19 protein-coding genes and 2 pseudogenes are annotated in these 23894 nt (G+C 60.4%); 13 read left to right on the top strand and 8 right to left on the bottom strand.

Translation table 11 applies throughout. From position 1 onward, the window contains the following. Nucleotides 1-4 precede the first annotated feature (4 nt). Nucleotides 5-952: an alpha-E domain-containing protein gene (locus AACZ55_RS03150; protein ID WP_338607642.1), complete on the bottom strand. Its 948-nt coding sequence runs from the start codon at nucleotides 950-952 to the stop codon at nucleotides 5-7. Continuing rightward, complete coding sequence (locus AACZ55_RS03145) at nucleotides 949-2370, bottom strand: circularly permuted type 2 ATP-grasp protein (RefSeq protein WP_339642968.1); 1422 nt, start codon at nucleotides 2368-2370, stop codon at nucleotides 949-951. The genes AACZ55_RS03150 and AACZ55_RS03145 overlap by 4 nt, the downstream gene beginning before the upstream one ends. A gap of 228 nt (nucleotides 2371-2598) precedes the next feature. Here AACZ55_RS03145 and AACZ55_RS03140 point away from each other — a divergent pair, with 228 nt between their 5' ends. Further along, the gene (locus tag AACZ55_RS03140; protein WP_339642965.1) at nucleotides 2599-2775 is read left to right on the top strand and encodes a YegP family protein; all 177 of its coding nucleotides are present in this window, start codon (nucleotides 2599-2601) and stop codon (nucleotides 2773-2775) included. Between the two features lie 20 nt (nucleotides 2776-2795). On the opposite strand, the gene AACZ55_RS03135 is transcribed toward AACZ55_RS03140, so the two are convergent. Continuing rightward, the gene (locus AACZ55_RS03135) at nucleotides 2796-3146 is read right to left on the bottom strand and encodes a cupin domain-containing protein (protein WP_339642962.1); all 351 of its coding nucleotides are present in this window, start codon (nucleotides 3144-3146) and stop codon (nucleotides 2796-2798) included. A 105-nt stretch (nucleotides 3147-3251) separates the two neighbouring features. Here AACZ55_RS03135 and AACZ55_RS03130 point away from each other — a divergent pair, with 105 nt between their 5' ends. Then, nucleotides 3252-4904, top strand: a complete 1653-nt coding sequence (locus tag AACZ55_RS03130) for an alpha-glucosidase (protein WP_339642959.1) — start codon at nucleotides 3252-3254, stop codon at nucleotides 4902-4904. 27 nt (nucleotides 4905-4931) lie between these two features. On the opposite strand, the gene AACZ55_RS03125 is transcribed toward AACZ55_RS03130, so the two are convergent. After that, the gene (locus AACZ55_RS03125) at nucleotides 4932-5972 is read right to left on the bottom strand and encodes an AbrB family transcriptional regulator (protein WP_339642956.1); all 1041 of its coding nucleotides are present in this window, start codon (nucleotides 5970-5972) and stop codon (nucleotides 4932-4934) included. 10 nt (nucleotides 5973-5982) lie between these two features. Continuing rightward, entirely contained in the window at nucleotides 5983-7152 is a 1170-nt protein-coding gene (locus AACZ55_RS03120) for a M20 aminoacylase family protein (RefSeq protein ID WP_339642953.1), read from the bottom strand. Nucleotides 7153-7272: 120 nt separating this feature from the next. Between AACZ55_RS03120 and AACZ55_RS03115 the strand changes: the two genes are divergently transcribed. The 5 genes from AACZ55_RS03115 (at nucleotide 7273) to AACZ55_RS03095 (ending at nucleotide 12478) form a co-directional block, all read left to right on the top strand. Beyond that, entirely contained in the window at nucleotides 7273-7902 is a 630-nt protein-coding gene (locus AACZ55_RS03115; protein ID WP_339642950.1) for a class I SAM-dependent methyltransferase, read from the top strand. A 134-nt stretch (nucleotides 7903-8036) separates the two neighbouring features. After that, nucleotides 8037-9221: an amino acid aminotransferase gene (locus AACZ55_RS03110; RefSeq protein WP_339642947.1), complete on the top strand. Its 1185-nt coding sequence runs from the start codon at nucleotides 8037-8039 to the stop codon at nucleotides 9219-9221. Nucleotides 9222-9303: 82 nt separating this feature from the next. Continuing rightward, nucleotides 9304-9960, top strand: coding sequence for a fructose-6-phosphate aldolase (fsa, locus tag AACZ55_RS03105; protein WP_338607633.1), 657 nt, complete (start codon nucleotides 9304-9306; stop codon nucleotides 9958-9960). Nucleotides 9961-9967: 7 nt separating this feature from the next. Continuing rightward, nucleotides 9968-11047 (top strand): Mrp/NBP35 family ATP-binding protein, encoded by a 1080-nt coding sequence (locus AACZ55_RS03100; RefSeq protein ID WP_338607632.1) that lies wholly within the window; start codon nucleotides 9968-9970, stop codon nucleotides 11045-11047. Nucleotides 11048-11146: 99 nt separating this feature from the next. Beyond that, complete coding sequence (locus AACZ55_RS03095; RefSeq protein ID WP_338607631.1) at nucleotides 11147-12478, top strand: GH1 family beta-glucosidase; 1332 nt, start codon at nucleotides 11147-11149, stop codon at nucleotides 12476-12478. 3 nt (nucleotides 12479-12481) lie between these two features. Here the strand turns inward: AACZ55_RS03095 and AACZ55_RS03090 are convergent, their stop codons facing one another. Then, nucleotides 12482-14758 carry an LLM class flavin-dependent oxidoreductase gene (locus AACZ55_RS03090; protein WP_339642942.1) on the bottom strand — a complete coding sequence of 759 codons (2277 nt, stop codon included), beginning with the start codon at nucleotides 14756-14758 and terminating at the stop codon, nucleotides 12482-12484. 91 nt (nucleotides 14759-14849) lie between these two features. Between AACZ55_RS03090 and AACZ55_RS03085 the strand changes: the two genes are divergently transcribed. The 4 genes from AACZ55_RS03085 (at nucleotide 14850) to AACZ55_RS03070 (ending at nucleotide 19049) form a co-directional block, all read left to right on the top strand. After that, nucleotides 14850-15242, top strand: a complete 393-nt coding sequence (locus tag AACZ55_RS03085) for a helix-turn-helix domain-containing protein (protein ID WP_338607629.1) — start codon at nucleotides 14850-14852, stop codon at nucleotides 15240-15242. A gap of 213 nt (nucleotides 15243-15455) precedes the next feature. Further along, nucleotides 15456-16763: an ABC transporter substrate-binding protein gene (locus AACZ55_RS03080; protein ID WP_339642933.1), complete on the top strand. Its 1308-nt coding sequence runs from the start codon at nucleotides 15456-15458 to the stop codon at nucleotides 16761-16763. 79 nt (nucleotides 16764-16842) lie between these two features. Then, nucleotides 16843-17850 carry a sugar ABC transporter permease gene (locus AACZ55_RS03075; protein ID WP_338607627.1) on the top strand — a complete coding sequence of 336 codons (1008 nt, stop codon included), beginning with the start codon at nucleotides 16843-16845 and terminating at the stop codon, nucleotides 17848-17850. Next, a complete protein-coding gene (locus AACZ55_RS03070; protein WP_338607626.1) occupies nucleotides 17850-19049 on the top strand; it encodes a carbohydrate ABC transporter permease in 1200 nt (399 codons plus the stop codon). Before AACZ55_RS03075 ends, AACZ55_RS03070 begins: the two co-directional genes overlap by 1 nt. A gap of 49 nt (nucleotides 19050-19098) precedes the next feature. Here AACZ55_RS03070 and AACZ55_RS03065 read toward each other — a convergent pair whose 3' ends face one another. Continuing rightward, nucleotides 19099-20187, bottom strand: coding sequence for a LacI family DNA-binding transcriptional regulator (locus AACZ55_RS03065; RefSeq protein ID WP_339642928.1), 1089 nt, complete (start codon nucleotides 20185-20187; stop codon nucleotides 19099-19101). Between the two features lie 285 nt (nucleotides 20188-20472). On the opposite strand from AACZ55_RS03065, the gene AACZ55_RS03060 reads away from it, so the two are divergent. Beyond that, nucleotides 20473-22155, top strand: coding sequence for an alpha-glucosidase (locus AACZ55_RS03060; RefSeq protein ID WP_339642925.1), 1683 nt, complete (start codon nucleotides 20473-20475; stop codon nucleotides 22153-22155). A 26-nt stretch (nucleotides 22156-22181) separates the two neighbouring features. After that, nucleotides 22182-23183, top strand: a pseudogene (locus tag AACZ55_RS03055) (ABC transporter ATP-binding protein); the annotation flags it as partial. A 393-nt stretch (nucleotides 23184-23576) separates the two neighbouring features. On the opposite strand, the pseudogene AACZ55_RS03050 reads toward AACZ55_RS03055, so the two are convergent. After that, nucleotides 23577-23894 (bottom strand): annotated as a pseudogene (locus AACZ55_RS03050) (iron ABC transporter permease); the annotation flags it as partial.

Raw genomic sequence — 23894 nt, 5'->3', positions numbered from 1 at the left:
CGTCTCAGTAGAAATTATAACTCTCCGAAATCGCGTTGGTGAGCTGGTTGTTGGCCGCCATGAAGCCGGTCAGATATTCGTGCAACCCCTGGTCGAAAACCTTGCTCATGTCCCCCGCTGTCAGGAACTGCGCCATCTTGATCGCCTCGTCGTGACAGCCCGACGGCTCCCCGTAAATCTGCTCGAGCATGCCCAGCATTGCCGTCACCGAGGTGCAGCAAAAGGCAAGGGACCGGGGCATCTCCTTCCGGAAAATCAGGAAATCGGAAATATTCCAGGCCTTGTAGCGGTCGTGATAGATATGGCGATAAGCGCGATGGGCCGAAGCCGCGCGCAGGATCATCGTCCATTGCTGGATATCAACGTCGCCACCCACCATCGAAGAGCGCGGCAACAGAACGTAATATTTGACGTCCAGAATCCGCGCCGTGTTGTCGGCCCGCTCGATAAAACCGCCCGTCTGCGCAAAGGCAAACCCGTCGGTGCGCATCAGGGTGCCCAGAAGGGCGCCCCGAAACTGGTTTGAGCCCTGCTTGACCGATTGCAGGAAACTGGGAAGCTTGTTGCCCAGCACATAGCGAGGCTGGACCTGCGAAAATTCCAGCCAGGTGCCGTTAAGGCTCTCCCACATGTCGGTGGTGATTTCGGTGCGCACCGACTTGGCGTTGGTTCGCGCGTTGAACAGGCACGATTTCACCGACGAGGGATTGTCGGTATCAAACAGCATGAAATGGGCGACGCTGGCTATATCGACGGTCTCGTGCTTTTCCTTGAAGGCCTCTTCGGCCTCTGCGGCCTGAAGCATGGAGAGCAGATATTCGCTCGAGCCGTCTTCACTCCGTTCGGTCAGACTCATGCGGTAGCCGACTTCAAGCAGCCGGGCCATGTTTTCGGCCCGCTCCACATAGCGTGACATCCAGAACAGATTTGCAGCAGAACGGCCCAGCATCATTCTTCGAGCACCCAGGTGTCCTTGGTGCCACCCCCCTGCGAGGAGTTGACCACCAGAGACCCTTGCTTGAGAGCAACGCGCGTCAGCCCGCCGGGCGTAATCCTGATCTTGTCGCCCACCAGCACGTAAGGGCGCAGATCGACATGACGGGGCGCAATGCCCTTGCTCACAAAGGTTGGGCAGGTCGAAAGCGCCAGGGTTGGCTGGACGATGTAATTGTCCGGCCGCGCCTTGATCTTTTCGGAAAATTCGGCCCGCTGCTTTTTCGTCGATGCCGGGCCGACAAGCATGCCGTATCCGCCCGAGCCATGCACTTCCTTGACCACCAGATGCTCGAGATTCTCAAGCACATAGGCCCGCTCGCCATCATTGGTGCAGTTGTAGGTGGGCACATTCTTGAGGATCGGCTTTTCGCCAAGATAGAATTCGATGATCTGGGGGACGTAGGTATAGACCGCCTTGTCGTCGGCAATGCCTGTGCCCGGAGCATTGATCAGCGTTACATTGCCGGCTCTATAAGCATCGAACAGCCCCGGCACGCCGAGCATGGAATCGGCCCTGAAAGTCAGGGGGTCGACATAATCGTCATCGATACGCCGGTAGATCACATCGACCCGCTGCGGTCCGAGTGTGGTCCGCATATAGACCTTGCCTCCGTCGACAAACAGGTCCTGCCCTTCGCACAGGGTGGCGCCCATCTGGTCGGCCAGGAACGAATGTTCGAAATAGGCAGAATTGTAGATTCCCGGCGTCAGGACCACGAGGTTGGGATTGCCCGAACAATTGTCCGGAGCAACGCTTTCCATGGTGCGGCGAAGGTTTTCCGGATAGGTCTCGACCGGCGCGACCTTGAGCTTATGGAAGAGATCGGGGACCAGATGCATCATCGCCTCGCGGTCTTCCAGCATGTAGGAGACCCCCGAAGGCGTGCGCAGATTGTCCTCGAGCACATAAAAATCGTCAGGTCCGGTCCGCACGATGTCGACGCCGATGATATGGGAATAGATCCCCTTGGGCGGGTTGAGGCCCATCATCTGCGGGCAGAAGGCCTCATTCTGGATGATCAGCTTTTCGGGAACACGCCCGGCCCGGATGATGTCCTGGTTGTGATAGAGGTCCCACAGGAACATGTTCAGCGCCTTTACGCGCTGCTCGATTCCCTTTTCCAGCCGGCGCCATTCCTGCGCTGCAATCACCCTGGGAATCACATCGAACGGGATCAGCCGCTCGGTCGACTCGTTTGAACCATAAACCGCAAAAGTAATGCCCAGCCGGCGGAAAATGGTCTCCGCATCTTGCGATAATTGCTTGAGCGCTTGTTTGGGTTGGCCGTCCAGCCACTCACCCAAAATGCGGTAAGGTTCGCGGATCGAGCCATCCGCATTGAGCATTTCGTCAAAATACTTTGCTTCGCTCATACGCCTTCTTTGTGCGATGACAGTGTGCGCCTTCCCGACGCATATCCCATTGGTGCATATTTATTTTGCGTCGTCCAGCGCTCCCGTGAGAAGCGGCAATAATAGAGGGTAGGGGCAGATGTCCCCACGTCTTGCCTGTCCAATTGTTTTGGGCAATTGTAGGCTGGTAGGCAAAAGACGCGGCGAAGTCTTTATATGTCGCGCCGCCAGCCATCGAGGGAGCACAAGATGTACAAGTTCGAAGTTTACAAGGACAAGGGTGGGGAATTCAGGTTCCGCTTTCGTGCGTCCAATGGGGAGGTCATGTTTGCATCCGAGGGATACAAGGCAAAGGCCTCGGCCCAGAGTGCCATTGAAGCCATCCGCAAGAATGCCCCCGATGCCGGTCTCGACGACCAGACCTGACCACGCTTGAACTGGTCCGGTCAGGCATCGTCCGGATCGAGAAAAGTCTGGGTGATGCGTGCTCCATCGTGGATGCACATCATCTTGAGCACACTATCGCCGATATTTTCGAACCCGTGCGGTGTCTCGGGTTCGACCACCATGATGTCGCCGGGTCCGGCCTCAACGGCCTGGTTTCCCGCAGCAAAGCGCACGGTGCCTTCCTGCACCATCCAGGTCTCGGAATAGGGGTGAATATGCAGTCCCACCCGCTTGCCCGGTTCCGCGACCACTGCAAAAAACGAAATGTCGGTTCCATAATCGCCACCCTCGAACTTGATCGTTCTGGTCGCCCCCTCGGGACGGTCCGCCGCTCTGAGAATATGAGGCATGCTTAAACTCTCCTTGTTTGTGCACCGCCGCGCGGTGCAACTTTTCAAGGACGTCGCCCGTTGCCGGAAACCGACGGCCTTAACGATTGATACGGAGAATATCATATGAGCGAGTGGTGGCGCGGCGGGGTGATCTACCAGATTTACCCGCGCTCCTTTCAGGACAGTAATGGCGATGGGGTCGGCGATCTTCGCGGTATTCTCGACAGGCTCGAGCATGTCGCTTCGCTCGGCGTGGATGCGATCTGGCTGTCCCCGATCTTCACATCGCCCATGGCCGATATGGGTTACGACGTTTCCAACTACACCGACATCGATCCGCTTTTCGGCTCTCTGGCCGATTTCGACGCGCTGATCGAAAAGGCCCATGAACTTGGCCTCAAGGTGGTGATCGATCAGGTGATGAGCCACACTTCAGACAAGCATCCATGGTTCATCGAATCCAAATCCTCGCGCACCAATCCGCGCTCGGACTGGTACGTCTGGGTCGATCCCGATGAAGACGGCACCCCGCCCAACAACTGGCCCTCGGTGTTCGGTGGACCAGCCTGGGAATGGAACGGCACGCGCAAGCAGTACTACCTGCACAATTTCCTCATCGCCCAGCCCGACCTCAATTTCCACAACCCCGACGTGCAGGACGCGGTGCTCGCCGCCATGCGCTTCTGGCTCGAGCGCGGTGTCGACGGCTTCCGCTTCGACACGGTGAACTACTATTTCCACGACAGGAAACTGCGGTCCAACCCGCCTGCGCCCCGGGAAAAGGAAACCCCGCTCGAAGCCGATCCCTACGGCATGCAGTTCCATAAATTCTCCAAGAATCGGCCGGAAAATATAGGCTTTCTCAAGCGCGTTCGGGCCTTGCTCGACGAATTCCCCGGCACGACGACGGTCGGGGAGGTGGGCGAGGCTCACCGGGCTATCGAGATCATGGCGGCCTATACCGCCGGCGACGACCTTTTGCACATGTGCTACTCGTTCGACATGCTCGGCCCAACGTTCACGCCGCGCCATTTCCGCTCACGGGTCGAAAAATTCTTCAAGGGCGCGCCTGACGGCTGGCCGTGCTGGAGTTTTTCCAACCACGACGTGAACCGGCACATCAGCCGCTGGGAAGCCCATGCGGTCACCCCCGGTTCACTCGGGCGGTTGTCTGCCGCCCTTTTGCTGTCGCTCAAGGGCTCGGTCTGTATCTATCAGGGCGAAGAACTCGGGCTGCCCGAGGCCGAACTGGAATATTCCGAGCTGACCGATCCGCCGGGCCTGCGCTTCTGGCCGGACAACAAGGGCCGTGACGGCTGCCGGACCCCCATGCCGTGGACCGACGAACCCAATGCCGGGTTTTCCGAAGTCAAACCCTGGCTGCCGGTCAAGGCCCCGCATTTCAAGCGCAACGTTGCCGCGCTCGAAGCCGACCCGGCGTCGCTGCTGCACTATTACCGCGCCATTCTGAAATACCGTAAGGACAACCCCGCGCTCATCGACGGCGAGATCACCTTTTACGACGTCAAGGACCCCATCCTCGGCTTTTCGCGACAGAGCGGCCAGGATGCACTGGTCTGCGTCTTCAATCTTTCGGCCCTGCCACACACGCTGTCGATCAAGGGACTGCCCAATCTGGCCACCATGGCCGGCCTCTCGAACGGTGCCACGTTCGAGGGAAAGACGCTCAAGCTTGAGGGCAATGGTTTCGCCTTTGTCGAATGCGGGGCCGGTTTCGATCCGGCCGCTATCTCGCTGACTCTGTCCAAAGCCTGAAGGGGAGGCGGCCGAACGCCCGAATGCCTATGGTCGAAGGGCCGACGTCTCTCGCCCTTTGACCAGCACGACCACCAGCGGAATCGCAATGGTCAGCATCAGCAGCCGGGCCACGTGATGGGCGGCAATGAATGCCGTGTCATACCCGAGCGCGATGCCCAGCGCGCCCATCGATTCCAGCCCTCCCGGTGACAGCCCGAGCCAGATTTGGCCGATGGGCATGGAAACGAAAAAACTGACGCCAAGCGCGAACGCGGTCGTTATTGCCACGGTGATCGCCGTGGACACCGTGCCGCCGAACGCGGCCTGCATGAATTCGGCACGGGTCATCCCCGCAAAGCGCGACCCGATCAAGGCGCCCATGCCCACAAACGTCAAATCGACAAGAATCGGCGGCAGTGCGCCGTCGAAAAAGCCGGTCAGCTTCATGGCCGTCGCACAGGCCATCGACCCCAGCACATAGCCCGCAGGCATCTTGAGGCGCGTGAACACCCAGCCCACGAACGCGCACCCCGCTGCAACCATGGCCAGCGTCGTCATGTCGATCAGCTCGGTGCTCGCGCCCGAGTAGTGGCCAATCGGCAGGAACAGCGCTCCGATCGGCGCGAAAAGGGTCAAGAACATCACCCTTTGCACCTGGATGATAACGATCTGCCTTGGGTTGCCGACACCCGTCGAAGCCAGCGCCATGATGAAAGACAGATGGCCGGGAAACGAGGAAAGATAGGCGGTTCCCGTGTCGAACTTGAACAGCCTGCGCAATACGATCCCGCACACCAGAACGATAAACACCAGTTCGAGCGCCAGCGCCCCGAGCGTTATCGGCCATTGGCCGATCAGTTGCAGCGTGTCGGGCGCCACATTGGCCCCCATCGACAGCCCGACGCATACGAAAAGCACATTGCGCAGGCCGTTGGGCATGGTTGCCGGAAAGCCCGACAGGGCGGCAACGGAAACCGTCAGCGCCCCACCCATCAGCATTCCGCCCGGAATTCCCAGCGTACTGATCGCAAAAGAGCCGATGGCGGCTATGATGAGGGTAAGACCGGTTCGCAGCGCCCAGTGCATCGGCGCGCTCCTACTGCCGCGCCGCCAGCGCCCTCTCCGCCAGCCGCACCCAATAGCTCACGCCCAGATCAATGGCTTCATCGTTGAAATCATAGGTGTCGGTGTGCAAATCCGCGCTGTCGCCATTGCCGAGAAAGATATAGGACCCCGGCCGCGCATTGAGCATATAGGCGAAATCCTCGCCCCCCATGGTCGGATCGACGGCATCGTTCACCCGATCTTCCCCGACGATTTCCCGGGCCACTTCGGCGGCGAAATCCGTCTGCTCGGGCGCATTGACCGTAACCGGATACCCCTGCATCCAGGTCACCGTCGCGTTCGCACCGAACGCCTGCGCAAGCTGGGGTGCCAGCCGTTTGATGCCTTCTTCCATCTGCGTGCGCACATCCTCGTCCAGCGTCCGGACGGTGCCGGTCAGCCGCGCGGTGCGCGGAATGACGTTGTAGGCCGTGCCCGCGTTGACGGTCGTCACCGAAAGAACCGCTGAGCGGATCGGATCGATCGAGCGCGACACCAGCGTCTGCAGTCCCGAAATGATGTGAGCGGAAACGATCACCGGATCGACGGCCAGGTGCGGCATGGCCGCGTGCCCGCCATGGCCTTCGACATCGATCGCGAACTGGTCGGTTCCCGCCATGATCCCGCCGGTCCGTATGGCAAATTCGCCCAGCGGAATGCCCGGCATATTGTGCATGCCGAAGACCTGGGAAATGCCGAAACGCTCCATCAGCCCGTCTTCCACCATGACGCGCCCACCGCCGCCGCCTTCTTCGGCCGGTTGGAAGATGACGATGACGGTGCCATCGAAATTGCGCGTTTCGGCAAGATACCGCGCCGCGCCCAGCAACATGGCCGTGTGCCCGTCATGGCCGCAGGCATGCATCTTGCCGCTGTTGCCCGAAGCATAGGGCTTGCCGGTCCGCTCGGTGATCGGCAGGGCGTCCATATCGGCCCGCAACCCCACGACGCGATCCGAATCGCCCTTGCCGCGAATAACGCCGACCACCCCGGTCCGCCCGATTCCCGTCACCACCTCATCGACGCCAAAGCTCTTGAGTTGCTCGACCACGAAAGCGGCCGTCTCATGGACATCGTAGAGAAGCTCGGGATTGGCATGGATGTGCTGGCGCCACGCGGCAATATCGGCGTGGAACTCGGCAACACGATTGATGATGGGCATGGGAAAACCTGGAGGCGATATGTGAAGCGTCTACTGTCTGCGCCGCGGCACGCGGCGTCAACGTCTCTTGTCTCTGGCCGGGCAGGAGGCTATCCCCCCTTTACAGAATTGGACCTCGAGATGCCAGACGTTGATCCTGCCTCATCGCCAATAGTGATCGACTTTGTCGGCGGCGCCGTCGGTTTCCGTCTGCGCAGTGGCGAGGGCAGGGGGCAACCCCTGCCGCGGGCCTGCGGCATGGCAAAAGGGGCGCTGCCAACCATCGTGGACGCGACCGCCGGCATGGGGCGCGACGCGTTTTTCCTCGCTTCGCTTGGTGCCCAGGTCACCCTCATTGAGCGCAACCCTCAGGTCCACGCCGCCCTCGATCGCGCCATGAACGCCGCCCGCGACCACAGCGAAGACCTCGCCGTCATCATTGCGCGCATGACGCTGCTCCACGGCGATTCCCGCGACCTTCTGCAAACGCTTGCGCCCGAAGTTGTGTTGGTCGATCCCATGCACCCCGAGCGTAACAAATCAGCGCTGGTCAAAAAGCAGATGCGCGATCTTCGCGATGTTGTCGGCGCCGATCCCGATGCGCGCGAACTTATGGAAGCAGCGCTTGCTGCCGCAACACATCGCGTCGTCCTCAAATGGCCCCAACGCGCCGCATCGATAGAGGGTCTGCGCAAGCCCAGCCATCAGATAGCGGGCAAGACCACGCGTTACGATGTCTTTGTAACGGTTCCGTCCTCTCCCCCGCTCTGACCGAATGCCAATCCCGGCCCTGGTCATATTTCGCAAAACCATTCCCCCACTTGGTTACCCCCGGCCATTGCATTAGCGCCGGGGGAAACTATAAAGGCCGCGCGCCGTTTCCCTATCCAAGCTCGAGAGCGAGAATGTTCGAGACCCTTTCCAAGGCACCCCAGGACAAGATTTTTGCACTGATGGCCGAAATTGCCGCCGACGACCGGCCCGGCAAGATCGACCTCGGCATCGGCGTCTATAAGGACGACGAGGGCAACACGCCCATCATGAGCGCCGTCAGAAAAGCCGAGCAGCGGATCGTTTCCACCTCGAAAACCAAGTCCTATATCGGGGTGGCCGGCAACAAGGGTTTTGCCAGGGCCATGGTCAATCTCGCGCTCGATGGCGCGGTACCCGACGACCGTGTTCGCGCCGCACAGGCGCCGGGCGGCACCGGTGCCCTTTGGGTGCTGCTGACGCTTTTGAAGCGCGCCAACCCCGACGCGACCGTTTGGATTTCCGATCCCTCATGGCCCAACCACAAGCCCATGGCCGAACAGGCTGGCTTTAAGGTCGAGGCCTACCCCTATTTCGACCCGGAAACCGGCAAGGTCCGGTTCGCCGATATGCTCTCCAAACTCGATAGCCTGGGTAAGAACGATATCGTCCTGCTCCATGGCTGCTGCCACAATCCCACGGGCGCCAATCTCGACCACGACCAGTGGCACAGGGTCATTGCATCTCTCAAGCGTACCGGAGCCTTCCCGCTCGTCGACATGGCCTATCAGGGGTTCGGCGACGGATTGGACGAAGACGCGTACGGTCTGCGCGCGTTGGCGGCTGAAATCGACGAATTTGTCTGCGCGACGAGCTGCTCGAAAAATTTCGGCATCTATCGCGAGCGTGTCGGCTGCGCCATCGTGGTGGGCAAGGACGCGGCTCAGGCCGACATTGCCAATTCACAGATGCTCAACGTCATTCGCGGCGCCTATTCCCAGCCGCCCGATCACGGCGCGGAGATCGTGCGTATCATTCTCGACGATGCGGAATTGCGGGCCGAGTGGAAGGCCGAGCTTGAGGCCATGCGCAACCGCATGGTCGCCAACCGCCAGGCACTGGCCGATGCGATCCGGTCGCGCTCCAACAGCTCGGACTTCGATTTCGTTGCCGAGCATCGTGGCATGTTTTCGCTTTTGGGGCTCAAAGTTGAGACCGTCGACCATTTAAAAGCCGAAAATGCTGTCTATATGTTGGATGACAGCCGCATAAACATCGCCGGCCTGGCTGACGAACGCATCCAGCGCTTGGCCGATGCCATCGTTGGCGCAACCCGATAAAACCTGACGCCATTATTGCGGCACAGCCATTCCATGCTACACCTTGGTCATTAGACCAAAGTATTATCCCAAGGGGGAGAAAATGAAGTTTTTCGTCGACACCGCCGACATAAGCGAAATCCGGGAACTGCATGATGCAGGCCTGCTCGACGGCGTCACCACCAACCCGTCGCTGGTGGCCAAGTCGGGCCGCGATTTCAAGGAAGTGGTCAAGGAAATCTGCGATCTGTTGCCGGGCCTGCCGGTTTCCGCAGAAGTTGCCGCCACGGACTATGACGGCATGATGGCCGAGGCTGATGTGCTGAGCAAGATCGCCGACAACGTCGTCATCAAGGTTCCGCTCACTCTGGCCGGACTGAAGGCCTGCAAGACTCTGTCCGACCGCGGCATCAAGACCAACGTCACGCTGTGCTTTTCGGCCAATCAGGCCCTGCTGGCCGCCAAGGTCGGCGCCACCTACATCTCGCCGTTCCTGGGCCGTCTCGATGACATCAATCTCGATGGCATGCAGCTCATCGCCGATATCCGGGTGATCTACGACAATTACGGTTTCGACACCCAGATCCTGGCCGCCTCGATCCGCTCGCCCAACCACGTTTCCGACGCCGCTCTGGCCGGTTCCGATGTGGCGACCATTCCGCCGGGCGTGCTCAAAAAGCTTGCCGATCATCCCTTGACCGACAAGGGCCTCGACGCTTTCGTCAAGGATTGGAAGTCCACGGGCCAGTCGATCATTTGAGCCCGACTTGACCGAGGATGATGTCCGCAAGAAAATCCAGGACGCGCTGGGCACCATAGAAGTGCCCGGCGGGTCTTCGCTTGCCGAATTCCCCGGTCTGTCCGACATCATCGTTACCAAGGGCGCAGTGGCGTTTGCCATCTCCGTGTCGCCGGGCATGGAAACGGCCTTTGCCCCGGCTCGCACGGCAGCCGAACAGGCCGCCCACCAGGCTGCCGAGGGCCGCAAGGTCATGGTCTCGCTAACCGGCGACAAGGCTCCGGCCCAGGCCGCGCCAAAAGGCGCTGCACCGCGCCCCGGCCCGCCCCCCAAATCCGCCGTTCCCGGCATCAAACACATCGTTGCCGTTGGCTCGGGCAAGGGCGGTGTCGGTAAGTCCACATGTGCGGTCAATATCGCTCTGGGCCTTGTCCGGCAGGGCCTCAAGGTGGGTATTCTCGACGCCGATCTTTACGGTCCGTCCCTGCCAAAATTGCTCGGTATCGAAGGCAAGCCCGCTGTCCGCGACGACGGCATTTTCAAGCCGTTTGAAGTTTATGGCCTCAAAGCCATGTCCATCGGTCCCATGCTCACCGGTACGCAAGCGGTAGTCTGGCGCGGTCCCATGGCAACGTCGGCGCTCCGCCAATTGCTGCGTGAGACCGATTGGGGCCAGCTCGACGTTCTCGTCGTCGATCTGCCTCCCGGAACCGGCGACATCCAGATTTCACTTGTTCAACAGGTCGAACTGGCCGGCGCGGTGATCATTTCAACGCCACAGGATCTGGCGCTGATCGATGCGAAAAAGGCCATCGACATGCTCGCCAGGACAAACGTCCCCGTGCTCGGCATTGTCGAAAACATGAGCTATTTCATCGCGCCCGATACCGGCAACCGCTACGACATTTTCGGCCATGGCGGTGCAAAAGCCGCAGCAGGGGACATGGGCATCCCGTTCCTCGGTGAAATCCCCCTGGTCATGTCGATCCGCGAGGGCGCCGATGCCGGAAAACCCGCCGTGTCCTCTGGAGACGGTCCCGACGCGCAGGCGTTCCTCGCCATTGCCGAGCGGCTTGCCGCGACTTTATCGAGAGCAAAAATAGGCTGACATCGATTGTCTCGGTTCTCGATGATGACAAGGGCGAAAAACGCTGATAACCATAATGTAACCGATTACAAAAATCGCACTCTGGGCGGAGAGCCGACAATGTTCAGCCATAAACGCGCCGATTTCGGCGAGAATTTCCTGTTTGGCGCGGCCACGGCTGCCTATCAGATCGAGGGCGGCCAGACCGATGGCCGCGGGTCTTCCATCTGGGATACGTTTTCAGCCACGCCCGGCAATGTTCACAACAGCGAAACCGGCAAGATCGCCTGCGATCATTACAATCGCTGGCCCGAAGACCTCGACCTGCTGGCCAATGGCGGGTTCGACGCTTATCGCTTTTCCTTCGCCTGGCCCCGCCTGATCCCCGAGGGCATAGGCGCGGTCAATCAAAAGGGTATCGATTTTTACGACCGGCTCATTGACGGCATGCTCGAGCGGGGCCTTAAACCCTTCGCAACGCTCTACCATTGGGATCTGCCTAGTGCGCTGCAGGACAGGGGCGGCTGGCTCAATCGCGATATCGCCAACTGGTTCGCCGAATACGCCGTGTTGATCCAGAAAAATTTCGGCGACCGGCTCGAAACAACGGCCACCATTAACGAGCCATGGTGCGTCGCCTTCCTGTCCCACATGCTCGGCGCCCACGCACCGGGCTATCGCGACATCCGCGCCGCGGCCCGTGCCTCTCATCATGTGCTCTTGGCCCACGGCATGGCCATCAACGCCATGCGCGCCGAAGGCGGCAAGAACCTCGGTATCGTTTGCAATTTCGAAGTCGCCCAGGGCGCCACCGGCAAGCCCGAGGATATGGGCGCCGCGCGCCTTTGGGACGGCATCTTCAACCGCTGGTATCTCGACGGATTGTTCAAGGGCAAATACCCCGCCGACGTCCTCGCTCATTTCGCGCCCCACATGCCCGATGATTTCGCCGACGATATGGCGGTGGTTTCAACGCCTCTCGATTGGTTCGGCGTCAATTACTACACCCGCGGCCTTTACGAGCACGCTCCCGAACGCGGCGCCTTCCCGCTGCGCAAGGTTGATGGCCCCCTCGAAAAGACGGCCATCGGCTGGGAAATCTTCCCCGAGGGCCTCGAGGAAATCCTCACCCGCATCGCCGCCGATTATACCGACATCCCGCTTTATGTGACTGAAAACGGCATGGCCGAGATCGAGGGCACCGACGATCCGCGTCGCATCGCTTATTACGACGGCCATCTGGGCGCCGTCCTCGCCGCGCAAAGACGCGGCGCTGACGTGCGGGGCTATTTCGGCTGGTCCCTGCTCGACAATTACGAATGGGCCGAAGGTTATGACAAGCGCTTCGGGCTGGTTCACGTCGACTACAAGACTCAGAAACGCACGCCCAAATCGTCCTACCGTGCCTTCCAGTCTCTTCTCACGGGAGCCAACCGCTCCCGCGTCGCCTGACCCTCATGAGGCGGCGCGAATGCTCTCCTGGGGTTCAATTGCAAAGTTCAGATTGAACACATTGTCAGGGTCATAGCGCCGTTTCAGCGCCCGCAATCGTGACAATGTGGGCTCGGGAAACGCCTCGACCAGCCTGTCTGGATGTGTGTCGGTCTCGAAATTGAGATACATGCCCTTGAGCAGTGGCCGAAGGTCGCCCCATTGCCCATCGAGCAGTTCCGCCCGCCCGCGACTGCCGGCGGCAGTCAGCGAAAAATTCTGCGTCCGGTGCGGATAGGCCATGGCGTCAGCCGCAACATCGTTGACGGCTCCGCCCACCGATCTGATCTGCAACAGATTGGCCGCCCCCGAGGCCAGCAGCCCGTTCGCCCGCGCCGCGACTTCGGGCGTGATGTGGTCAACCAGCCCCGACCGGATCACAGCGCTCCCCCCGCGATGCTCACCGCCCGGATGGGCCACAACGCCGGCATAAGGTGTCAGATAAGCGCGCTGATCGACAATCGGCCCGGCTTCGCCCAAAGCATTGATCGCCTCGGCCGCCGCATCGGCATCCTCGCCTGCATAAACGCTGATCGCCTGGGCCAGCGGCCCCTGGTCGGCCCGTCCGGGCACCGCCATGAGAAAGCTGGTCAACTCGCGCGGCGATGCCTCGACCAGCGCGCCCCAGCGCTCGAGAACGCCCGCCATATCGCTGCCATCGAATACCTGAACGGCCTGGATCACATTGCCCAGGGGATAGGCTTCAAGCTCGAATGACGTAACGATGCCGAAATTGCCGCCGGCGCCACGAATGGCCCACAATAAATCGGGCTCATTGTCCTTGTCCGCCCGCACGATCCGCCCATCGGCCAAAACAATCTCCGCGGCCACCACATGGTCGATGGTCAGCCCGAACTTGCGCGCCAGATAACCCAGCCCGCCCGCCGTTGCGAGCCCGCCAACCCCGACGCCGCCATAATCGCCCGAACTCATTGCCAGCCCATGCTCGCCGAGCTTTGCCGCAACCTCACTCCAGCGCGCACCGGCGCCCAGCCGCACCAGCCCGCTCTGCGCATCGAGCACCTCAATGGCATTCATCGACCCAAGATCGATGATAATCCCGCCTCTGTTTGTCGAACGCCCGCTGATCCCATGCCCGCCGCTGCGCACCGAAAGCGGCACGTCTTGCTTGCGCGCATAAAGCACCGCCGCCGAAACCTCTTCGGCCGTTTCCGGCTTGATCACCAGCCCCGGCCGCCCCGACCAGATGTAGGAATGCCGCACGCCCTCATAGCGAAAATCGCCTGGCTCGATGGCGCGGTCCGCAAGGGCAGGGGGCAAGCCGTCATAATCGATCCCCTCCATCCGCTTGGATAGCACCGCACTCGGACGCGGCGCCACAACACCTGAACCGGCCCGCGCCCTGCTCACAACGCTCCGGACCTCCGGCGCGATCTCTTCGCCAATCGCCCGCAGCAGGTCGGGGTCGTCACCCCCGAAAAAGAACCCGCTGAACCCGTGTTCGAGGATCAGCTCGGACAATTGCTCGACCCACTGGCGTACCGGTCCCTGCAAGAACCCGCCATTGGCCGACTGAATGGCCGGACGTCCGAAGTTGAGCAGCCGTTTGATATCGGAAGGCTGCCGTCCGGCTGCACGCGCCGCCTCGTCGATCATCGCGTTCGATTCAACCATCGTGGGCGACTTGAGATAATCCCAGCTTGGCAGCCATCCATCGGCCTTGGCTCCGGTAATCCGAAGCATGCGGGGCTTGTAGGCGCCAAGCCAGATCCCGATCGCGTGCGCGGGACGCGGTCCGCGCCGCAGACCATTGATCTGATAGTGCTCGCCCTCATGCTTGAGCCCGGCCCGGCTGGTATCCCAGATCGACCGCATGATCCCGATTGCCTCTTCGAGCGCATCGACGCGCTGGCCGGCGGTCAGATCCCGCCCGCCTGCCGCCTTGATCGCATCGCCAAACCCGCCGGCCCCCAGCCCCATCTCAAACCGCCCGCCCGAAAGCAGGTCGATGCTTGCGGCCGCCTTGGCCAGCACCACTGGCGGGCGAAGCGGAAGATTGGTGACATTGGCGGCTACCCTGATGCGGCTGGTCTTGGCCGCGATCCAGGTCAGCAGCGTGTAGGTGTCCAGAAAGTCCGAATTATAGGGGTGGTCCTGGATCGTCACGGCATCCAGCCCCGCCGCTTCGGCCACTTGGGCAATCGCAACGGCGTGCTGGGGATCCTTGGCGGATGGTGTCGTAAATGTCCCGAACATTAGCTCGTGGCCATAGTCAGGCATTGCCGGTTCCTCTTGTTACTTTTTGTTCCTGTCGTATATGAGAGTAAGTCGAACTGCCCGCAAGACGGCACTTTTCTGTAAGGTAAGGCACATGACTGTAACGACGATGCAAGAAACCCATCCCACTGAAACGTGCCTCAAGGTCAGTCAGGTTCTCGGGCGTATCGGCGACAAATGGAGTCTGTTGATCGTGACGCGGTTGGGGGAGGGATCTCTGCGGTTCGGGCAATTGCTGCGCTCCATTGACGATATTTCCCAGCGCATGCTGACCCGCACCCTGCGCGGCCTCGAGCGCGACGGCCTCGTGCGCCGCACCGTCATTGCCACGCTTCCCCCTCGTGTCGAATATGAACTGACCGATCTGGGACGCTCGCTGCAGGCACCGGTCACCGTACTGAGCAATTGGGCGGCGGAAAACGTTTCTACCATCGACGCGGCACGGGCCAGCTACGATGCCGGATCGGCAGGGTCGCAAGGCCGATAGGGTCCGGTGCATGGGGGCAGCCAAACGCCCTGCAACACCGCGTTACCGGCTTGGCAAACCTTAAGCTTTGTGCAACGCTCCAAGGGCCGCACGACAAAGCCCATAATGCTAAAAGGGGCGGCAAAAACGTTTTGGTTGCCAAAACGTTTTGGAATGTCGTATTCGGCAGACAGACGCCATAATATACGTCTCCATGTGCCATGGGAGGACTACATGCACAAAACCCTATTGGCTGGAGCTTCAGCTCTGGCGCTTTCCCTTGCCCTTGCGGCTCCTGCCGCCGCGCAGGCCGTCGACCTGCCTGATTTGAACAGCGAAGAATTTACCATTTTCGGCCCCTGGGTCGGTGGTGTTGAAATCGAGTCCTTCGAGGCCGTTGTCGATGCCTTCAACGAACGCACGGGTGCGAACGCTGAATATGTCGGCTCCGACAGCCTTGAACAGCAGATCGTGATTGACGCCCAGGCCGGTTCCGCGCCGGAGGTCACTTTCTTCCCGCAGCCCGGCCTCGCCGCCACCATGGCGTCCCAGGGTTTCCTGACGCCGCTCCCCGAAGGTTCGGGTGACTGGATTCGCGACAATTATGCTGCCGGCGAGTCTTGGGTCGATCTGGGCACCTACGCCAACGAAAACGGTGAGGAAGAGCTTTACGGCTTCTTCTACAACGTGAACCTGAAATCGCTGGTCTGGTACGTCCCCGACAACTTCGCCGATGCCGGTTATGAAGTGCCCGAGACCATGGAAGACCTGCTTGCACTTTCCGAGCAGATCGTGGCCGATGGCGGCACGCCCTGGTGCATTGGCATCGGATCGGACGCAGCAACCGGCTGGCCGGCCACTGACTGGGTGGAAGATCTGATGCTCCGCACCCAGGAGCCCAGCGTCTATGACCAGTGGGTTGCCCACGAAATTGCGTTCGACGACCCGCGTGTGGTCGAGGCGATCGATACTTTCGGCACGTTCGTCAAGTCCGACGGCTGGGCTGCTGGTGGTGCTCAGGCAGTTGGCACGACCGACTTCCGCGATAGCCCTGCCGGTCTCTTCCAGGTTCCGCCCCAGTGCTACATGCACCGCCAGGCTTCCTTCATCTCGGCCTTCTTCCCTGAAGGCACCGAACTCGGTGTGGACGCCGACTTCTTCTACTTCCCCGGCTATGCCGAAAAAGATCTTGGCAACCCGGTCCTCGGTGCCGGCACGCTCGCTGCCATCACCAACGACACCCCGGGTGCACGCGCCTTCATGGACTTCCTCAAGGATCCCGAAGCGCACGAAATCTGGATGGCGACCGCCGGCTTCCTGACACCGCACACCGGTGTCGATCTGGCAGCCTATGCCGACGATACCCTGCGCGCTCAAGGTGAGATCCTGCTCGCCGCCGATACCTTCCGGTTCGACGGTTCGGACCTGATGCCAGGTGCCATCGGCGCCGGTGCATTCTGGACCGGCATGGTCGATTTCGTCGGAGGCGACTCGGCTGAAGAGGTGGCTTCCGAGATCGAAGCTGCCTGGAACAATCTCTGATCTGACAAACTGACGCCGGAGCGTTTGCCGCTCCGGCGTTTTCCAACAAGACACTCACAAAAAGAGTGTGGGGGAGCAAATGGTCAATCAGGTTCTCTATGCGGCCATAACCATCGTTGTCGGCGTTGGTTTCGCGTTCATCTATTTCTGGGGAAGCAACTGGCTTCTCGACAAGGCCCTGTCGACGGACAATGTCGATGGTGCGGCCTCGATCCGGCGTGACACCCTGCGCACGCGCATACGTCCCTGGCTTTTCCTTTTTCCTGCACTTTTCTTTCTTACGGTCTATCTGGTCTATCCGGTTTTCGAGACCATAAGACTGACCTTCTATGATGGCGGCGGGCGCAATTTTGTCGGCGCTTCCAACTGGTTCTGGGCGCTCAACAGCCCCGCTTTCGTTCAGTCGCTCATCAACAATGCGCTCTGGTTGATCGTGGTGCCTTCGGCAGCAACCGCGTTTGGCCTGCTGGTAGCGGTCCTTGCCGACCGGCTCTGGTGGGGCAATATCGCCAAATCACTCGTTTTCATGCCGATGGCCATATCCTTCGTCGGCGCATCGGTGATCTGGAAGTTCATCTACGACTATCGCGGCACCGGTGAGCAGATCGGTTTGCTCAACGCCGCTGTCATGGCCTTCGGCGGCGAGCCTCAAGCCTGGATCACGCTGCCCTTCTGGAACAACTTCTTTTTGATGGTGATCCTGGTCTGGATTCAGACCGGCTTTGCCATGGTGATCCTCTCGGCGGCGCTTCGCGGCATCCCCGAGGAAACAATCGAGGCTGCACGCATCGATGGCGCGAGCGATATCAGGATATTTTTCGATATCATGATCCCGCAGATCCTGCCCACAATCCTCGTGGTCTGGACCACCATCACCATCGTCGTGCTCAAGATTTTCGACATCGTGCTCGCCATGACCGGCGGGCAGTGGGACACCCAGGTTCTGGCCAACCTCATGTACGACCAGATGTTCCGCGCCAACCATTTCGGCCACGGATCGGTCGTTGCACTGGTCATCATGATTGCGGTTCTGCCGGTGATGATCTGGAACATCCGCCAGGCCAGTTCTGAGCAGGGGACGCACTGATGGCTACGATTGCAGACGTGCAGACGACAAGCGCTGGGGCCAGGAGCAACTGGCTGAGCAAGGTCCGCGTTACACCGGGACGCGCAGTGGCTCATCTTGCCCTGTTGCTCCTTGTCGTGATCTGGACTGTGCCCACGTTCGGTCTGTTGATTTCCTCGGTCCGGGATAAGGATCAACTCGCCGTTTCCGGCTGGTGGACCTCGCTGACCACTGTCGAGCGCAGCAGTGCCGGCGTTCTCGGCACCGCCGAGGATCAGGTCGAGGAGGGTGGACAATACGTCATCCGCGGCAATGTTCTGGCCGAAGGCTCCAACGAAACCATCGTCAGCTTCGGCACCTCGATCAACAACCCGACCGAGTTTTCTGTGGGGTCACCGGCCCAAATGCGCGTTGGCGGCGAAATCATCGTCTCCGAAGACGGCTCCTATGTCTGGACCTCGCCGACCGCCTTCGAGCATGACCGGGTAAGGCTGTTCTACACCTCGGCGGTCCCGCCCCGGTTCACGCTGGAAAACTACACCGAAGTGCTGACCTCGGCGGGTATCGGGCGGGCCTTCGTTAACTCGTTCACCGTAACCGTGCCAGCCACCATCATCCCCATCCTCATCGCCGCTTTTGCTGCCTATGCGCTGGCGTGGATGCGGTTTCCGGGTCGAACGCTGCTGGTTGCGCTGATGGTCGGTTTGCTCGTTGTGCCATTGCAGATGTCGCTTATTCCGCTGTTACGGATGTATAACGGCATCGCAACGACGTTCGGCGGCAACTCGAAAACCTATCTGGGGATATGGCTCGCCCACACCGCCTTCGGTCTGCCGCTCGCCATCTACCTGCTGCGCAACTATATGGCGGGCCTGCCGCGCGAGATCATGGAAAGCGCGCGTATGGATGGTGCTTCGCACTTCCAGATTTTCGCGACCATGGTTCTCCCGCTCTCGTTTCCGGCCCTGGCATCGTTTGCGATCTTCCAGTTCCTCTGGGTCTGGAACGATCTTCTGGTCGCCATCGTCTTTCTTGGACAAAGTTCGGACGAATTGGTGCTCACCGGACAGTTGCGGGCCCTGCTCGGATCGCGTGGCGATAATTGGGAAATCCTGACCGCCGGCGCGTTCATTTCGATCATCGTTCCGTTGATCGTGTTCTTCTCGCTACAACGCTACTTCGTGCGCGGCCTTCTTGCCGGTTCGGTCAAGGGCGGTTGAGGGTACATTCGATCGTTACGAAGGGTCGCTCGAAAGGGCGGCCCTTTTTTTATGCAAAATGCACGCTGCCGGCGATGGCTTCGCCCGAAACCCCATCCCCCAGATCGAATAGGGACGGAATCAATATGCCGCTTGTCTTCTTGCGTTCGCATTGCCGGATCACTTCGGCCACCAGCGCCCGGCCCGCGGCCCGCAGGGATGAACGTACATAGGTGATTTGACCATCGACCGGCGCGAGATTGAGATATTGCAACTCGTCATTCATCGAGGCGATCATGACATCCTCCCCCGGCACGCGCCCGGCGCGTGATACCGCCGTCAGCCCCTCGGTTGCCAGAAGGATCGACGAATAGAGAAATGCCGTGATCGAGGGGTCGGTCAGCGCCAGTTCGGTGAGCTGAAATCCAGCTTCCACCATCGGGTGCGTGCCTTCGAGATACATCACGGTCTCAGGCGCATGGCCGAGATCGCGCAGCGCATCATAGACTGCCTGCCGTCGCGTCGTCGCATAAAGGAAGCGCTCATCACCGTTGATGAAGGCGATGCGCCTGTGCCCATTGGCCAGGATCAGCTTGGTGAGATTATAGAAATTGCCGTAATTATCGACGTCCACCCAGCCATACCGGTCCTGCCGCTCTTCGCGCCCATGCACCACGAACGGCACCTCGGCCTCGAGCAGAAAATTGATGCGCGGATCGTTGGGGCGGGGCAGGTCGACGATGAATCCGTCGACGCTCCCATCACGCACATAGCGCTCATAGGTCGCCAATTGCCGCTCGGGCGTCTCGCTGGTCATCACGATATCGTAGTGGTCGATCCGCGCCTCGCGCAAAACCCCCGCCATCACCTCGACAAAATGGGGATCGACGAACTTGTTGTCGTCATCGGCCTGGACCCAGGCGATCGAATGGCTGCGCCGTGTCACGAGGCGTTGCGCATTGCGGTTGGGCGTATAGCCAAGCCGGCGCGCCGCATCGATCACCTTCTTGCGGGTCTTTTCGCCCACATCGGCATAGCCGTTGAGCGCCCGCGATATGGTGGTGATCGAAACGTCGAGTTCGGCCGCCAGATCCTTGATCGTGACGTTTCGGTTCTGCGCCCCGGTCTGCTTGCGCGACCGGTTCGGGCCTGTGGTCATCGTCTGTTCAGGGCTCCTCCACCCGCACGCCTCACCACTGCCGATCCCTTTGTTTCTCGGTGGGCATCGGCCTTGTTGCCTCTTGCACAATATTGCGCGAGACAATGCAAGTCCCGGTTGACGCCAGTCGGACCGTCAGCGTAAGGATTCTAAGCCAAAACGTTTTGGATACAAGCAATAAAGGCGTTTGGCGGGTGCCCGAGGGCGCCGACAAACCAGGGTTTTATATTTGCGGGCAAGGGGGCAACCCTGCCGCGTACACGCTTAGGGGGAGTTCGCTCGGCCATGAGTTATTTTGCGACCGAGTCACGCCAGTTCGTGCATCCCGAAGACACCTCGTCTGCCGCCAGCGACTGGTGGCGCGGTGCGGTGATCTATCAGATCTATCCGCGATCGTTCCAGGACAACAACACCGACGGCGTTGGCGATCTAGTGGGCATCACCTCGCGCCTCGAATACGTCGCCGATCTGGGGGTCGATGCGATCTGGCTCTCCCCGGTATTCACCTCGCCCATGAAGGATTTCGGCTACGACGTCTCGAACTATCGCGATATCGACCCCACCTTCGGATCGCTCGAAGATTTCGACCGGCTGCTTGAAAAGGCCCACTCGCTGGGCCTCAAAGTCATCATCGACCAGGTGATTTCGCACTCCTCGGACCGCCATCCCTGGTTTGCCGAAAGCCGCCTGTCTCGCACCAATGAAAGGGCCGACTGGTACGTCTGGGCCGATCCCAAGCCCGATGGCAGCCCGCCCAACAACTGGCTCTCGATCTTTGGCGGCTCGGCCTGGCACTGGGATGGGCGGCGCATGCAGTACTACCTGCACAATTTCCTTGTCTCCCAGCCCGATCTGAACTTCCACAACCCCGCAGTTCAGGACGCCCTGCTGGGTGAAATGCGTTTCTGGCTCGAACGTGGCGTCGATGGCTTCCGGCTCGATACGGTCAATTTCTATTTCCATTCCCAGGGACTTGAAAACAATCCCCCGGTCAGGCCCGAAGAGTTCAACGCCTCGACAGCGCCCGCGGTCAATCCCTACAATCTTCAGGAACACCTCTACGACAAGAGCCGTCCTGAAAACATTGCCTTCCTTCAGCGTATGCGCGCGCTGCTCAACGAGTATCCCGGCACAACCGCCGTCGGCGAAATCGGCGATGCCCAGCATCAGCTCGAGATCATGGCCCAGTACACTTCGGGCAATGACAAGCTGCACATGTGCTACACGTTCGATTATCTCGGCGGCGAATACACCGCCCCTCATTTCCGCGACGCGCTGCGCCTGACGCAGGAAAAGGCACCGGATGGCTGGATATGCCTTGCCTTTTCCAACCATGACGTCGTCCGTCACGTCAGCCGCTGGGCGCCGCACGGGTTCGAGGATCGTCTGACCCGTCAGACCGCGCTGCTGCTTATGACCATGCGCGGTTCGGTCTGCCTTTACCAGGGCGAAGAGCTCGGTCTGACCGAGGCCGAGATCGCCTATGACGACCTTGTCGATCCCTACGGCATCGAATTCTGGCCCGAGTTCAAGGGCCGCGACGGCTGCCGCACACCGATGGTCTGGCAGTCCCATGTCCGCAATGGCGGGTTCTCCACGGCCAATCGCACATGGTTGCCCGTACCGGCCCAGCATCTGCCTTACGCTGTCGATCAGCAGGACAATGTTGCCAATTCGATCCTCTCGCTTTACCGCGCCATTTTGCGCTTCCGGCGCGAGCATCCGGTCCTGATCAAGGGTGATCTCGAGCTGGTCGAAGGTGTGCCGGAAACGGTCCTGGCGTTCACGCGCACGGTGGGCGAAGATAAACTGTTCTGCGCCTTCAACATGGCCCCTGAGCCCATCATCGTCGATGTGCCGGACGGCCTGGTCCTCGAAGATGCGGGCGCGCCCGGCGCCGATGCCCAGCTGGAAGCCAATCGGTTGAGTTTCGGTCCGTTCGGGGCCTATATTGGGCGTATGAATTAAGGACAAAACAGTCCAGGGGAGTAACGATGTCTGACCTGCAGATTACCAATCTCTACAAGCGCTACGGCAATGTCGAAGTGCTCAAGGATATCAATCTCGACATCAAGTCGGGTGAGTTCATCGTTTTTGTCGGCCCCTCGGGCTGCGGCAAGTCAACGCTGCTGCGCACCATATCGGGGCTCGAGACGATTTCGGCCGGTCAGCTTGAAATCGGTGGCCGCGTCGTCAACGACGTAGCGCCCTCCAAGCGCGGCATCGCCATGGTCTTCCAGTCCTATGCGCTTTATCCGCATATGACAGTGTTCGACAACATGGCCTATTCGCTCAAGCTGACACGCACGCCCAAAGACGAGATCAGGAAAAAGGTCGAGGCCGCTGCCGAAATGCTCCAGCTCGGCCCCTATCTCGAACGGCTCCCCAAGGCGCTTTCCGGTGGTCAGCGTCAACGCGTCGCCATCGGCCGCGCCATCGTTCGCAATCCGCAGGTCTTCCTGTTCGACGAACCGCTTTCCAACCTCGACGCCGCCCTGCGCGTTGCGACCCGTATGGAGATTGCCAAGCTCAAGGAATCGCTGCCCGGCACCACCATGGTTTACGTCACTCACGACCAGGTCGAGGCCATGACGCTCGCCGACCGCATCGTGGTGCTCAAGGATGGCGTGGTGATGCAGGTGGGCACTCCCATGGAGCTCTACGATCATCCCCAATCGCTTTTCGTCGCGGGCTTCATCGGCTCGCCGAAGATGAATTTCCTGACCGGCAAGAATGCCGAGTCCTACAAGGCAACCACTGTCGGCGTGCGTCCCGAGCACATGGAAATCGTGCCCGCCGGCAAGGGTGTTTGGTCGGGTAAGGTCATCTACTCCGAAGACCTTGGCTCGGACAGCTTCATCTATGTCGATATTGGCGAGGAAGACGCGATCATCATCCGCCAGGAAGGCAAGACGCCCTACAAGTCTGGCGCCCAGATCAGCTTTGCCCCAAAGGGCGATCTCTATCACCTGTTCGATAAGGCAGGAAAACCGATGACGACCGGTGCCAGCGCACCGGCCAGGGCCACTCCCGCCGCCAAATCGGCAAAGCCGGCAAACCCGACGACCCAGGGCACGCCCGATGAGGGCGTTGTCGGCGGCGCCGGCGCGGTCGCCATGCCCGCCAAGCCGGCGCGCAAGCCCGCCGCAAAAGCAAAGACAGCAACCCCCAAGGCTGGTGCGGTCAAGACCGCCGCGGCCAAAAAGGCTCCTGTCCGCAAGGCCCCGGCAAAACCGAAGGTATAGAGCGTGTCCAGCAAAAGTGGAAACGGTTTTGCGGTTCGGACACGCGACAAAACAAGGGATTAGAGCCGAGGCCTCGATTGAATCAAGTCCACGGCTCTAGGTTGAATTGCTGGAGTGCGATAAGGCTCCGGGGCCGGGCCGATCCTACCGATCGGTCCGGCCCATTCGCGCCAGAAGCACCACCGGCAAAATCCCGATAACCACGATGATCAGCGCCGCCAGCGCCGCGTCTTCATAGGTTCCGCGTGCCGCCTCGCCATAAAGCAGCGTCGCAAGGCTCTCGAAATTGAGGGGCCGCAGCAAAAGCGTTGCCGGCAATTCCTTCATGCAATCGACGAAAACCAGAAGTCCCGCCGCAGTCAGCGCCGTCCGCGACAGTGGCAGGTGAACCCGAAACAAGGTCCCCGTGGCGCCCTGTCCCAGCGTACGTGATGCATGATCATACGATGCCGGGATGCGGCT

The organism is uncultured Pelagibacterium sp., from assembly GCF_963972885.1.
GTDB classification, from domain to species: Bacteria; Pseudomonadota; Alphaproteobacteria; order Rhizobiales; family Devosiaceae; genus Pelagibacterium; species Pelagibacterium nitratireducens.
This window is presented reverse-complemented; position numbering and strand designations above follow the sequence as displayed.

What these genes read in the sequence shown, in the direction of transcription:
- AACZ55_RS03150 (WP_338607642.1), bottom strand. Translation starts at nt 952, where the DNA reads ATGATGCTGGGCCGTTCTGCTGCAAATCTGTTCTGGATGTCACGCTAT.
- AACZ55_RS03145 (WP_339642968.1), bottom strand. Translation starts at nt 2,370, where the DNA reads ATGAGCGAAGCAAAGTATTTTGACGAAATGCTCAATGCGGATGGCTCG.
- AACZ55_RS03140 (WP_339642965.1), top strand. Translation starts at nt 2,599, where the DNA reads ATGTACAAGTTCGAAGTTTACAAGGACAAGGGTGGGGAATTCAGGTTC.
- AACZ55_RS03135 (WP_339642962.1), bottom strand. Translation starts at nt 3,146, where the DNA reads ATGCCTCATATTCTCAGAGCGGCGGACCGTCCCGAGGGGGCGACCAGA.
- AACZ55_RS03130 (WP_339642959.1), top strand. Translation starts at nt 3,252, where the DNA reads ATGAGCGAGTGGTGGCGCGGCGGGGTGATCTACCAGATTTACCCGCGC.
- AACZ55_RS03125 (WP_339642956.1), bottom strand. Translation starts at nt 5,972, where the DNA reads ATGCACTGGGCGCTGCGAACCGGTCTTACCCTCATCATAGCCGCCATC.
- AACZ55_RS03120 (WP_339642953.1), bottom strand. Translation starts at nt 7,152, where the DNA reads ATGCCCATCATCAATCGTGTTGCCGAGTTCCACGCCGATATTGCCGCG.
- AACZ55_RS03115 (WP_339642950.1), top strand. Translation starts at nt 7,273, where the DNA reads ATGCCAGACGTTGATCCTGCCTCATCGCCAATAGTGATCGACTTTGTC.
- AACZ55_RS03110 (WP_339642947.1), top strand. Translation starts at nt 8,037, where the DNA reads ATGTTCGAGACCCTTTCCAAGGCACCCCAGGACAAGATTTTTGCACTG.
- fsa (WP_338607633.1), top strand. Translation starts at nt 9,304, where the DNA reads ATGAAGTTTTTCGTCGACACCGCCGACATAAGCGAAATCCGGGAACTG.
- AACZ55_RS03095 (WP_338607631.1), top strand. Translation starts at nt 11,147, where the DNA reads ATGTTCAGCCATAAACGCGCCGATTTCGGCGAGAATTTCCTGTTTGGC.
- AACZ55_RS03090 (WP_339642942.1), bottom strand. Translation starts at nt 14,758, where the DNA reads ATGCCTGACTATGGCCACGAGCTAATGTTCGGGACATTTACGACACCA.
- AACZ55_RS03085 (WP_338607629.1), top strand. Translation starts at nt 14,850, where the DNA reads ATGACTGTAACGACGATGCAAGAAACCCATCCCACTGAAACGTGCCTC.
- AACZ55_RS03080 (WP_339642933.1), top strand. Translation starts at nt 15,456, where the DNA reads ATGCACAAAACCCTATTGGCTGGAGCTTCAGCTCTGGCGCTTTCCCTT.
- AACZ55_RS03075 (WP_338607627.1), top strand. Translation starts at nt 16,843, where the DNA reads ATGGTCAATCAGGTTCTCTATGCGGCCATAACCATCGTTGTCGGCGTT.
- AACZ55_RS03070 (WP_338607626.1), top strand. Translation starts at nt 17,850, where the DNA reads ATGGCTACGATTGCAGACGTGCAGACGACAAGCGCTGGGGCCAGGAGC.
- AACZ55_RS03065 (WP_339642928.1), bottom strand. Translation starts at nt 20,187, where the DNA reads ATGACCACAGGCCCGAACCGGTCGCGCAAGCAGACCGGGGCGCAGAAC.
- AACZ55_RS03060 (WP_339642925.1), top strand. Translation starts at nt 20,473, where the DNA reads ATGAGTTATTTTGCGACCGAGTCACGCCAGTTCGTGCATCCCGAAGAC.